General features: G+C 72.1%; 10 protein-coding genes. 6 read left to right on the top strand and 4 right to left on the bottom strand.

All coding sequences use genetic code 11. The features are described 5' to 3' along the window. Positions 1–20: 20 nt before the first annotated feature. Positions 21–344: a nuclear transport factor 2 family protein gene (locus SM577_RS25665; protein ID WP_302917227.1), complete on the bottom strand. Its 324-nt coding sequence runs from the start codon at positions 342–344 to the stop codon at positions 21–23. A 145-nt stretch (positions 345–489) separates the two neighbouring features. On the opposite strand from SM577_RS25665, the gene SM577_RS25660 reads away from it, so the two are divergent. Continuing rightward, positions 490–1017: a winged helix-turn-helix transcriptional regulator gene (locus SM577_RS25660; protein WP_302917228.1), complete on the top strand. Its 528-nt coding sequence runs from the start codon at positions 490–492 to the stop codon at positions 1015–1017. Positions 1018–1124: 107 nt separating this feature from the next. Beyond that, entirely contained in the window at positions 1125–1301 is a 177-nt protein-coding gene (locus tag SM577_RS25655) for a hypothetical protein (protein ID WP_302917229.1), read from the top strand. On the opposite strand, the gene abc-f is transcribed toward SM577_RS25655, so the two are convergent. Then, positions 1294–2937, bottom strand: a complete 1644-nt coding sequence (gene abc-f, locus SM577_RS25650; RefSeq protein WP_474588171.1) for a ribosomal protection-like ABC-F family protein — start codon at positions 2935–2937, stop codon at positions 1294–1296. The genes SM577_RS25655 and abc-f overlap by 8 nt on opposite strands. A 483-nt stretch (positions 2938–3420) precedes the next feature. On the opposite strand from abc-f, the gene SM577_RS25645 reads away from it, so the two are divergent. The 4 genes from SM577_RS25645 to fxsT all read left to right on the top strand — a co-directional run bounded on the left by SM577_RS25645 (position 3421) and on the right by fxsT (position 10810). Continuing rightward, complete coding sequence (locus SM577_RS25645) at positions 3421–4443, top strand: GGDEF domain-containing protein (RefSeq protein WP_474581744.1); 1023 nt, start codon at positions 3421–3423, stop codon at positions 4441–4443. A gap of 463 nt (positions 4444–4906) precedes the next feature. Next, the gene (gene fsxC / locus SM577_RS25640; RefSeq protein WP_474588170.1) at positions 4907–6112 is read left to right on the top strand and encodes an FxsC protein; all 1206 of its coding nucleotides are present in this window, start codon (positions 4907–4909) and stop codon (positions 6110–6112) included. Next, positions 6109–6888, top strand: coding sequence for a TIR-like protein FxsC (locus tag SM577_RS25635; RefSeq protein WP_302917233.1), 780 nt, complete (start codon positions 6109–6111; stop codon positions 6886–6888). The genes fsxC and SM577_RS25635 overlap by 4 nt, the downstream gene beginning before the upstream one ends. A gap of 31 nt (positions 6889–6919) precedes the next feature. Beyond that, entirely contained in the window at positions 6920–10810 is a 3891-nt protein-coding gene (fxsT, locus tag SM577_RS25630) for an FxSxx-COOH system tetratricopeptide repeat protein (protein ID WP_474588169.1), read from the top strand. Here the strand turns inward: fxsT and SM577_RS25625 are convergent. Both SM577_RS25625 and SM577_RS25620 read right to left on the bottom strand, forming a co-directional pair. Beyond that, positions 10803–11987: an FxsB family cyclophane-forming radical SAM/SPASM peptide maturase gene (locus tag SM577_RS25625; RefSeq protein ID WP_474588168.1), complete on the bottom strand. Its 1185-nt coding sequence runs from the start codon at positions 11985–11987 to the stop codon at positions 10803–10805. The genes fxsT and SM577_RS25625 overlap by 8 nt on opposite strands. Next, positions 11969–12145, bottom strand: a complete 177-nt coding sequence (locus tag SM577_RS25620) for a hypothetical protein (RefSeq protein WP_302917236.1) — start codon at positions 12143–12145, stop codon at positions 11969–11971. Before SM577_RS25620 ends, SM577_RS25625 begins: the two co-directional genes overlap by 19 nt. Positions 12146–12170 lie beyond the last annotated feature (25 nt).

Genomic DNA, 12170 nt, shown 5'->3' with positions numbered 1-12170 from the left:
CGGCTCCGGCCCGTGCGCCGTCAGGGGGCGATGCGCAGCCGGCGGATGCGGTCGTCGTCGTACTCCTCGAAGCGGAACCGCAGCCCGGCGAACGGACTGCCGGGGAAGTCACCGGTGATGGTGGCGGTGACCACGGTGCCCTCCGCCGTGGCGGCGACGTCCGTGATCTCGTACGACACCAGCGGCGTCTCCCGTCGCCAGGCGCGGATGGCCGCGACGCCGCGGTGCTCCCGGCCCTCGTCCTGCACCACGGCGTCGTCGGCGAAGAGCGCGAGGTACGCCTCCGTGTCCGGCTGGCCGGCCAGCTCGAAGTAGCGACGGATGATCTCTGGTGCTCCGGTCACGGGAACTCCTCCCCGGGTACGCCGCGGCTCGCGCCGCCGGTCGGCAAGGCGCGCCGGATCCCGCCTCCCGCCATCCGGCGTACCCTTACTGCTGAACTAGAAGTCAGTGACTTCGACATTAGCACCGACTTGCGAGGAGCCAGCCATGGCGGGGAAGGTCCGGCTCGAGGACCGGGAGTGTCCGCTCTCGGCGACCCTCGGCGTGGTCGGCGAGTGGTGGACCCTGCTGATCCTCCACGACGCCTTCGACGGCTACACCCGCTTCGACCAGTTCCAGGAGAACCTCGGCATCTCCTCCAGCATGCTGACCGGCCGGCTGCGTACGCTCACCGCCAACGGCCTGCTGGAACGCCGCCGCTACCAGACCCACCCGGACCGCTACGAGTACGTCCTCACCGACCTTGGCCGCAGCCTGCGGCCGGTGATCGTGGCCCTCGCCGCCTGGGGAAACTCCCGCCTGCGCCCCGAGGAGCGCAGCATGGTCCTGGTCGACCGGGAGACCGGCGCCGAGGTCGAGCCGGTCGTCGTGGACCGGGCCACCGGCCGACTCCTCGACCCGGAGAACTTCGTCTTCGCCGCCGGCCCGGCCGCCAGCGAGGTCATGCGCGACCGGTACGCGGCGGTCCCGACGGCGAGTCGCCGTTCCGCCTCCCCGCCCGACACCTCCGCCTAGGCTGCCCCTGGGGAGGGGGTCGCGGGCCGACCGTGCCGACCGACGGCCGGCGTCCGCGGGTTGCGGCACGAGCGCCCGGACGGCGCGCGGGAACGGAAGGGACGGCGATGGATCCGACCACCGAGGTCCTGCTGGACGCGCTGAAGCGCGCCGCGGAGGCGCACGGCGTGCACGAGCAGAAGCTGGGCCGGTCCGACCCGGACTGGCCGCAGTGGTACGCCGAGCACATGACCCGCACCCTGACCGAGGACGGCTACCGGCTCACCGGCCCGAAGATCACGTAGCCGCGCCGTCCGGCGCCCCGGTCTCCAGCAGCCGGCCCTCGGCGAGCCGCAGCCAGCGCTCCACCCCGATGTTCTCCAGGAACCGCTCGTCGTGACTGACCACCACGAAGGCGCCCTGGTACGCGTTGAGCGCGCTCTCCAACTGCCCCACGCTGACCAGGTCGAGGTTGTTCGTCGGCTCGTCCAGCAGCAGCAGTTGGGGCGCCGGTTCGGCGAACAGGACGCAGGCCAGCGTGGCGCGCAGCCGCTCCCCGCCGGAGAGCACGCCGACCGGGAGGTGCGGGCGGGCACCCCGGAACAGGAACCGGGCCAGCAGGTTCATCCGCCGCGCCTCGGGCAGGTCCGGGGCGAAGGCGGCCAGGTTCTCGGCCACCGTGCGGTCGAGATCCAGCAGGTCCAGGCGCTGGCTCAGGTAGGCCACCCGGCCCTCGGCCCGCCGGGCCACCCCGCTCTCCGGCGCCAGATCGCCGTTGACCAGGCGCAGCAGGCTGGACTTGCCGGCGCCGTTGGGCCCGGTCAGGGCGATCCGCTCGGGCCCCCGGATGGCCAGGTCGAGGCCGTCGCCGGCGAAGAGCGCGCGTCCGCCGTAGCGCACCTGCAACCGCTCGCCGAGGAAGACCGTACGCCCGGCGGGGACGTTGGTTTCGGGCAGGTCCAGCGCGATCTTCTCCTCCTCGCGCACGGCGCGGCCGGCCTCGTCGAGGCGGGCCTTCGCCTCGCTGACCCGGGCGGCGTGCGTCTCGCGCGCCCGGCCCGCCGACTCCTGGGCGCCGCGCTTCATGGTGCCGGCGAAGATCTTCGGCAGGCCGGCGTTCTTGAGGTTCCGGGAGGCGTTGCTGGCCCGGCGCTCGGCCCGCTCGCGGGCCTGCTGCATCTCCCGCTTCTCCCGCTTGACCTCCTGCGCGGCGTTGCGGAGGTTCTTCTCGGCGACCTCCCGCGCGGCCCGCACCGCGTCGGAGTACGCGGTGTAGTTGCCGCCGTAGGAGCGGACCTCGCCCCTGTCGAGTTCAAGGATCCGCTCCATCCGGTCGAGCAGCGCCCGGTCGTGGCTGACCAGCAGCAGGCAGCCGCTCCAGTTCTCCAACACCCCGTAGAGCTTGTGCCGGGCGTCGATGTCGAGGTTGTTGGTCGGTTCGTCGAGCAGCAGCACGTCCGGCCGCTTCAGCAGCTGCGCGGCCAGGCCGAGGGAGACCACCTGGCCCCCGCTGAGGGTGCCCAGCGGCTGGGCGAGCGTGACGTCGGTGAGGCCGAGCCGGTCCAGCTCGGCGCGGGTGCGCTCCTCGATGTCCCAGTCGTTGCCGATGGTGGTGAAGTGCTCCTCGCTGGCGTCACCGGACTCGATGGCGCTCAGCGCCCGCAGCACCGGGTCGATCCCGAGGACCTGGGCCACCGTCAGGTCGCCGACGAGGGACAGGTTCTGCGGGAGGTAGCCGAGCACGCCGTTGACGGTCACCGTGCCGCCGGTAGGACGCAGCTCGCCGGCGATCAGCTTGAGCAGGGTGGTCTTGCCGGCGCCGTTCGGCGCGACCAGGCCGGTACGGCCGGCGCCGACCGAGAAGGACAGGTCCTGGAAGACCGGGGTGTCGTCCGGCCAGGAAAAGGACAGGTTGGAGCAGACGATGAACGCATCGGACATCGGAAGACCTCAGAGGTGACGTGAGCGCGGCGGCGCCGGCCCGGCGGAGACAAGGGCTGGTGGAACGACGGCATGGCCACGGCGGCGGCGCTGGTCACCGCGCCGGCCGGTGGCCGGAAACTCCGGTATCACCCGGAGATGTCGTCGTCACCTGCCATGTCTGCTCTCCCTCGCTCGATCACTCCCGTCGACCCTAGCACCGGTCGGCTCGTTCCGGATGGGGAGCACCGGCCCGGCGCCGGCCGGCGGCCGGTGGCGGCTGGGGCGCGTGGGACGCCGGGACGTTTCCACTGGTCCGCGACACTGCGTGCCGATACGCACACGAGCTGGTGAGGTTACCGGCGCGGGTATTGACGGTGAACGGAGGCGCACCCTTCAATGTCGGGGTGGTGGGACGCGCCACCGGAGCGGCGACGACACCGGTAGCGCTACCACGTCACCTGCGATCGTCGGCGGAGTGCCGTGGCTACGGTGGACAGTCGGGTGAACGAGCGTCGCCGAAGGATCCTCCTCGGCGCGGCGTTGCACGCCGTCTCGCACGCGGTGGCCGTCATCTACTGTCTGCTGACGCTCCACCAGCCGAACCGCTCCCTCATGCTCGCCGCCTACCTGTGTGGCATGGCGTCCGGGCTGGTGGGGGTGTGGGCGGCGCGGCGGGTGACGACGCAGGTGGCGGGATACCGTCTCTCGTTCACCATCCTGCTGGTCACGCTCCTGACGGCGGCGCTCGGCGCGCACTGGGACGGCGGTGTCACCTCGCCGGCCGCCCTGGGTTTCGTGACCACCACCGTGTTCGTCGCCAACTACACGCCGCACCTGCGGCTGATGATCGCGCTCGAGGTGCTCGTCGTCGGTTCCTACCTCGCCGTCGCCGTCACCGGCGGACCGGCGCACTCCGGTCATGTCTTCATCTACCTCGCGGGCATGCTGGTGCTGGCCTCCGTCTGCTCGACGCAGGCCCGGATCCTGGCGCGGCAGCGGTCCCAACTGCGGGCGCTGGCGGCGCTGGATCCGCTCACCGGTGCCCTGAACCGGCGCGGCCTGGCCGAGTTCGCCAGCCACCTCTTCCACGCCGGCTGCCGTCCCGGCCCGTCCCTGCTCTGCCTCGACCTGGACGACTTCAAGCTGGTCAACGACCGCCTCGGGCACGCCGCCGGCGACGAGCTGCTACGGCGGACGGTGACGGCGGCCCGGGACGTGCTGCGCGTCGAGGACGCCATCGCCCGGGTCGGCGGCGACGAGTTCGTCGTCGTGCTGGTCGACGCCGACGAACCGACCGCACGGGCGATCGCCGCCCGGATCGGCGCGGCGGTGGGCCAGCACAGCAGCGTCAGCGTCGGCTCGGCCACCGCGCCGTACGACGGCGACTCCCTCGAAGCGCTGATGCTCGCCGCCGACCAGCGGCTCTACCGGGCGAAACAGGAGCGCCAGCGGGTCGCTGCCCGGCCGCCCGCGGGCGGCAACGGCCTGCTGCCCCGGGGCGCGGACACCGTCGGCGCCCCGTGACCAGCACCGGCCGGGCGGAATCCGCCATCCGATCCGACGCAGCGCCGCCGTCCCCGGAAGCCGGCTCCGCGAACTTTCCGACACACGAGGTCCGCTCCCCCCGGCCGTGCGGAACACTCACCGGCATGGCGAGCAGGGGCACGGCGGGTCATCAGCGCTGTGGCCCCCGCCGGGATCGGGGCACCGTCCGGGCGGGCCGCGACTCCCGGCCGCGACGCCGGTCCGCTGTGCGACGGCGACGACCGGATCGGGACGCGCCGGCATCGAGCAGGGTCGAGACGGTACGACCGTCGGGTCGGGCCGCCGGACAGCCGGTTATCGTCCGATTTGCACCAGCGCTTATCCGACTGTGCACCCGATTGCGTTCTCAACACTGTTGCGTGTATGTATGTAGCTCTGGAGGATCCTGCGACCTGCGCCGAGACCGCGCCTCCGCGTCCAATCGAGCGTGTCCGGAGGGGTTGTGGCATCCATTTTTCTGAGTTATCGACCAGACGACGACGGCGCCTACGCCGAAGCGTTCCTCGGCGAGCTCTGTGACGCGATCCGGCTGCTCAGCGGCGGTGACACGTCGTTGACGGTCTTCATCTCCGGCGACGACGCGGTCGTCGACGGTGAATGGACGAGACCGGCCGCGCGGGCATTGGCGGAATGCACAGTGTTCCTCGCAATCTGTTCGCACCGGTATTTCCTCACCGAACGGTGCGGCCGGGAATGGTCGGTCTTCCAGGACCGGCTGAGCCAGCACGAGACGGTCACCGGACGTCGACCCAAGGCGCTGGTCCCGGTCGCCTGGGGAGACAACGGGCTCTACGGCGAACTCCCGGCCGGCGAGTTCACCACTGACGTCGCCCGGCGGACCGACATCCGTGCCCTGGTCCGGCTCAGGAGCCACCGGTCCCGCTACCGCGACCTGCTGGGCGGGCTCGCCCGCCACATCGCCGAGGTCAGCCGGAACGATCCGGTACGCCCCGCAGTCACCCTGCTGCCCTACGCGGCCACGCCGAACGCCTTCCGGGCGGTGGGCGACCACGCCGCCCGGCCGGCCGGCGCCAGAGCCGGATTCCCGTCGCCGTCGGTGCGCTTCGTCGTCGCGGCGGGACGTCGCGACGAGATGGCCCCGGTCCGCGACGACCTCGACTTCTACGGTCCCCGGCGAGCCGACTGGCGGCCGTACCGTCCGCAGCGGCCGGAGGCCCTCGCCACCCAGGCGCAGGCGGTCGCCGCCGAGCACCTGTTCGACTCCGATGTCGTCGACGACATCGAGGACATCGTCGGTGTGCTGGAGCGGGCGGATGCCGACCAGGAACTGCTCGTCATGTTGATCGACGCCTGGGTGGTGCGGCTCGCCGCGCACCGGGAAGCGCTGGCGGAGGTCGACCGGCGAGCCGACCCGGCCACCGGATTCGTGGTGCCGATCAGTGCCACCGACCCGGAGACGAGCCAGGCGCGGGAGCAGCTGACCGAGGCGTTGTCGCGGTTGCTCGCGCTGCGCTCCGCGCGGTGCAACCCGATGCTGCGGATCGGCCCCGACTCCGCCGAGGAGTTCGAGCAGGAGCTGGGCGGCATCCTGGAGGCGTCGCGCAACCTCACCTTCCGCTCCGCGGATGTCCGCAGAGTCGCCCCGGGCGCCCCTGCCGGCAGCCGCCCGTTGCTCGACGCCCCTTGAGCGGGGCAGCCGGTCGGCGCGGCCCGGCGGGCGCGGAGGCGGACCCCGACGTCTTCTTCTTCCTGAGCTTCGCCGAGTCGAGCGACACCGACGACGAGTTGGTGGCGATCTTCTTCAAGGATCTGCGTAGCGAGGTGCGGGCGGTCAGCGGGACTCGGAAGAGTGATCCGGCGCCCACCGGGTTCCTCAGCATCGCGAACCTGCGACTCGGCGCCGACTGGTCGGAGGAGATCAGGACCGCCCTCGGCACCTGTCGGGTCTTCGTCGCGCTCAGCTCACCCACCTATTTCGGCAGCGAATCCTGCGGCCGGGAATGGCAGGCCTTCGCCGACCGCCTGTCGGCATATCGCGCGGCCACCGGTCGGGCCGCGCCCTCGTTGCTGCCTGTTTCGTGGCGGCCGACCGAGATTCCGGAACACCTCGGCACGATTCAGTACGCCGACCGGTCATTGTCGACCATCGTGTTCGACGAGGGCCTGCTCCACGTCATGCGGTTGACCCGGCATCGTGATGCCTACCATGAATTCGTGGGCAGGCTCGCGGCTCTGATCGTTCGCACGGCGCGGAGTCATCCGATTCCGCCGTCCCGGCCGGGTCCGGATTTCTATCGCCTGCCCGCCGCGTTTCCGACCGTTCCGCCCACGGGGGGCGGCGCCGCGGCGGTTCCCCGGCAACGGGACGCCGAGGTGACCGCTCGGCAACACCCTGGCGGCAGACCCCGCACGCCGCCCGATCTGGGCGGTAGAGGTGAGCTTCCGCGACTGCACGGCAACTGACCGGTGACAGCGATCCAGAGGGAGGTCCACGGTGTCCGGTAGCGTCCCCGAGCCGGCCGGTGAGCCGCGGCACGGGCGGATCATCACCTTCTACTCGTACAAGGGCGGCAGCGGCCGGACGATGGCACTGGCCAACACCGCGTGGATCCTGGCCAGCAACGGCTACAAGGTGCTGGCGATCGACTGGGACCTCGAATCCCCCGGCCTGCACCGCTACTTCCACCCGTTCCTGGTCGACGACGAGCTGCGCCGGACCGAGGGCCTGATCGAGCTGCTCCAGCGCTACAGCGCGGCCACCGTCACCCAGGAGAGCTCGCCCTCGTGGTTCGAGGAGGTGAGCCGCCTCGACAGCGCCACGATGTCGCTGAACTGGATGTTCCCGCACGGCGGTGTGCTGGACTTCCTCCCGTCCGGCAAGCAGGACGGCCGGTACTCGGTGAAGGTCTCGAAGTTCGACTGGGACAACTTCTGGCAGCGACTCAACGGCAAGGGCTTCATCGACGCGCTCGCGGCGGGTATGCGTCGCGACTACGACTTCGTGCTGGTCGACAGCCGGACGGGGCTGAGCGACAGCGCCGGGGTGTGCACCATCAGCCTGCCGGACACCGTGGTCGACTGCTTCGCCCTCAACACGCAGGGCGTCGACGGCGCGGTCAGCGTCGCCCGGTCCATCGTGCGCGCGGACCCGAAGATCAGGATCTACCCGCTGCCGGGCCGGGTCGAGCCGGGCGAGCAGGCCAAGCTCCAGCGGGGTCGGGACTACGCGCAGCGCAAGTTCCGGCCGTACACCGACGCGCTCGATCTCGACGGCGACCGCTACTGGCGCAGCGTCGAGGTGCCGTACAAGCCGTACTACGCGTACGAGGAGATCCTGGCGGTCTTCGGCGACCGCCCGAGCGAGCCGAACTCGCCGCTGTCGGCGTTCGTGGCCCTCGCCGAACTGCTGGCCGAGCGGACGCTGGAAACACCGGACACCCCGGAGAAGCAGCGGCTGTCGGTGCTGGCCCGGTTCGAACGGACGGCCACCTCCGCGCCGATCCAGGTGATCGTGCACTACGCCGCGATCGACCGGATCTGGGCCGAGTGGATCAGCCAGGAGCTGACCCGGATCGGGCACGACTGCCTGCTGGTCGGGCCGGGCCGGCCGGAGGCGCCGGCGCTGGAGGGCATCGACCGGGTGGTGGTGCTGCTGTCTCACGACGGGCTGACCTACGAGGGCATCGAACGGTACTGGCGGCGCGAGGTCGACCGGGCCGACCTGCGTCCGGCCGACTTCCTGGTGCCGATGCGCGTCAACGGACCGGTCCTGCCGGTGCCGGCGTCGGTGGCCGGCACCGTGGACTTCCCCAACCTGCGCGCCGACGAGGCGGTGCAGGCCGTCTTCACCGCCCTCGGGATCCGCTACACGCCGCCCGGATCGGCCGCCGGTGAGCTCTCCCGGATCCGCTTTCCCGCGCAGCACACCCGGCACTGGCGGGTGCCGAGCCGGCGCAACCCCGCGTTCGTCGGGCGGGAGGCGGCGATCGAGGAGCTGCGCGACCGGCTGCTCGACCTCAACGGGTCGGCCGCGGTCTCGCTGATCGGCATGAGCGGCGTCGGCAAGACGCAGATCGCCCTGGAGTACGTCTACCGGTTCGCGGCCGCGTACGACATCGTGTGGTGGATCTCCGCCGACAGCGTCGAACAGGTGACCGCGGGCTTCGAGGCGTTGGGCGAGGTGCTGGGGCTGCCGCCCAACCGGGAGGGGACGGGGCGGGTCGACGCGGTCCTGCGCGCCCTGCGCGAGCGGGACCCGGCCACCCGCTGGCTCGTCGTGCTGGACAACGCCGAGGATCCGGCCGAGCTGGCCGACCTCGTGCCGACCGGCCCGGGCGACACCATCATCACCACCCGGGACCAGGCGTGGTCCCGCTCGACCAGGGAGATGCCGGTCGACGTCTTCGAGCGCACCGAGAGCGTCGCGCTGCTCGCCCGGCGCGGCGCGAAGCTGGCCACCAGCGAGTCCGGGGTCCTGGCGGAGCGGCTCGGTGACCTCCCGGCGGCGGTCGAGACGGCGGGCTACTGGCTGGCGAGCACGGCCGGCACCGTGCCGGAGTACCTGCGGCTGCTGGAGGGGCACGTCGCCGAGGCGCTCCAGGTGCCCGGCTACGAGGCGCCGATCACCGCGACGTTCTCGGTGGCGATGGAGTCGCTGCGCGGCCGGAGCCCGGCCGCCGCCCGGCTGGTCGAGTTGCTCGCCTTCTTCGCCCCCAACCCGATCCCCACGGCCATCCTGAAGTCCGAGCGGATCGGCTCGCTGCTCGCCGAGCATGACGCCGCGCTGCGCGACCCGCTCCTGCTCAGCCGGCTGATCCAGCACATCGGACGGTTCGGGCTGATCAAGTCCGACCCGGCCAGCCGCAGCATCAGCATGCACGTGCTCACCCAGCAGGCCATCCGGCACGGCCTCAGCCCGGACGAGCGGACGGCGAACCGGAGCATCGGCCAGGAGGCGCTGGCGGACATCAACCCGGGCGACGCCGACAACGCCGACAACTGGCCGCTCTACGAGGCGCTCCGGCCGCACGTCGACGCGCTCGACGCGGTCACCTCCGACTCGCCGAACGTCCGCAAGCTGATCATCGACCTGGTCCGCTACCTGCGGCTGCGTGGCTACTACGCCGGCGGCGAGCAGCTCGCCGACCGGGCCATCGCCGCCTGGGCGGAGCTGTTCCCGGATCCCGACGACGTGATGACGCTGCTCCTGCGGTTCCAGTACGCCAACATCATCCGTGACCTGGGGCGGATGGCCGACGCGTACGGGATCGACAACGACCTGATGGAGCGGTTCACCCGGGTGGCCGGGGAGGACCACCCGTACACCCTGATGGTGGCCGGCAGCTACGCCCAGGACCTGCGCGAGCAGGGCCGGTGGGCCGAGGCCGAGGAGCGGGAGGCGAAGACGTTCGGGCTGATCCCGGTCGTGCTCGGCGAGGACCATCCGCGGACGCTGATGGCGGCGCTCAACTACGCGCTGACCATGCGGTTGGCCGGCAACTACGCGGAAGCGCTGCGGCTGGACCGGCAGACCCTGGACAAGCGGCGCCGGCTGCTGGGCGAGCGGCACCCGTTCACCCTGTCCTCGGCCGACGCCTACGGCACCGACCAGCGGGACAACGGGGACCTTCAGGGTTCGCGCAAGACGCTCGAGGCGGCGTGGAAGGCCTGCGAGGAGGTGCTCGGCGAGGAGCATCCCGACACCCTGCGGACGCTGCGCAACTTCGCGACGACGTTGCGCTGGCTCGGCGAGACCCGGCTGGCCGCCAGCCTGCTCGACGTCGCGCTGCCACGCTACGAGCGGGTCCTCGGCGGCGGTCACCCGGCCACCGTCGGGTGCCGCCTGGAACGCGCGAACGTGGCGTCCGACCTCGGTGAGGACGACGTGGCCCGGCGGCTCGCCGCGGACGCCGAGCGGGCGTACCGGGAGCTGTTCGACGCCACGCATCCGCTGTACCTGGTCGCCCTCAACAACCTCGGGGTCTTCACCCGCCGGTGCGGTGACCTGCCGGCCGGGCGTGACATGGCCGAGCGGGCGGCGGCTGGTTTCGAGCAGGTGCTCGGCGCCGCGCACACCATCACCGCGCTGGCCCTGGTCAACGTCGCGAACGCCGCGCACGCGGCCGGGGACGCCGAGTACGGCCGGCACACCGACGAACGCGCCTACGACATCCTCCGCGAGGCGCTGCGGCCGGAGAACATCGCGCTGATCGGCGCGATGCTCAACGTCGCGGTGGGCCGCCTCGCCGGCGGCGACTACGACCAGTCGGGCTGGAACGACGCGGTGGCCTACTCGGCGCAGGTGCTGGGCAGCGACCACCCGATCACCGAGCTGGGGCGGCAGAAGCGCCGGGTCGACCTCGACATCGAGCCGTTCGTCATGTGAACGGCGCCGGTGCGGCCGGCGGTCGCCGGGCGGCGAGGTCCGCCGAGACGCGCCTGCGCACGTGTCGGATGACCCGCAACAGGTCGAGGCAGTAGACGGACCGGAAGTCGAACCCGGCGGTCGGGTGGAACCGGTGCGCGTACAGCCCGCCGCCGCAGACGTCGAGCACGTCACAGCCGCCGCAGGCCCGCGGTACGGCGCCTGCCCCCCGTTGCTCGGCGCGGATCGACGGCACGGTGAGGGCGTCGTCGAACGAGTGGGACAGCACGTCGAGTCCGGTCTCCGGCGCGCCGGGAACCGTGGTCTTCAGCACGTCGCTGCCCTGGATGCTGCCGTCGGTGTCGATGACCACCGCGCCGGTGCGGGTGGTGCCGATGTCCTCCGTGCCGCTCGGCCCACCGAGCAGCAGCTGGATGATCGAGTCGAAGAGCCGGATCGCGACGCGACGGCGCGGAGCGTCGTACCACTCGTCGAAGACCGCGACGAGCCAGTCGCCGTAGGGCGTCCCGGTGCTGGCGGGGTGCCGCCCGGGGGGCGGGTGGACCCAGTTCCCGTGCGGCAGCCGCAGGTCGATCATCGGTGGCCCGAACGCCAGGAGGCTGTGGTACACCTCCAGCGGGTCGTTCGCGAGGTCGATGGTGCAGAGGATGCCGCCGTAGACCGTCCGGTAGGCCTCGCTGCGCAACAGGGCCAGCGCCCGCGCGACCCGGGGGAAGCTCTCCGCGCCGGCCGCCGAGCGGCGGAGCCGGTTGTGCTCGGCGAGCCCGCCGTCGAGGCTCACCCCCACCCGGACGCCCTGGTCCCGGAAGAGCCGGAGGAACTCGTGCCCGAGCCGGACGCCGTTGGTCTGCACGGTGAAGCCGATGTCGGCGTCCGCGGGCGCGGCCGCGCGGACCGCGGCCACCGTCCTCGCCAGGTGCGCCGGGCCGGCCAGCAACGGCTCACCGCCGTGCAGGATGACCCGGGCCTCCCGGACCCCGTGCCGCCGCAGGTGTTCGCCGATCCGCGCCGCCGTCGCGTCGACCACGGCGGCGGACATGGCCCGGGGGCGTCCCCGCCAACTCTGGTCGACGTGCTCGTACACGTAGCAGTAGTCGCACGCCAGGTCGCACCAGCCGTGGATCTTCACCACGAACTGCCGGAACGGGAGCGAGGGCGTCAGACCGCGGAGTTCCACGGCGCGACCTGGTCCGTCGACTCCGGATCGCGCTGCCGATGGCGGGCCGCGCGCAGGTGGTGGGACAGGACGTCGAAGCCCTCGTCCTCGTCGGACGCGGTGGCGGCACTCGCGCTGCCGGGACCGACGCTGGTCGGGCGGGTCGGCTGGACTGACACGTCAGCTAGTGGCATACCCGCCCCC

The sequence above is a fragment of the Micromonospora desertarenae genome, assembly GCF_056150265.1.
Note: the sequence above shows the minus strand (reverse complement) of the source record. Positions and strands in the feature narration are given on the sequence as shown.

Bases quoted from the DNA above. Each gene is read 5' to 3' on its own strand.
- SM577_RS25655 (WP_302917229.1), top strand. From the start codon at position 1,125: ATGGATCCGACCACCGAGGTCCTGCTGGACGCGCTGAAGCGCGCCGCG.
- SM577_RS25660 (WP_302917228.1), top strand. From the start codon at position 490: ATGGCGGGGAAGGTCCGGCTCGAGGACCGGGAGTGTCCGCTCTCGGCG.
- abc-f (WP_474588171.1), bottom strand. From the start codon at position 2,937: ATGTCCGATGCGTTCATCGTCTGCTCCAACCTGTCCTTTTCCTGGCCG.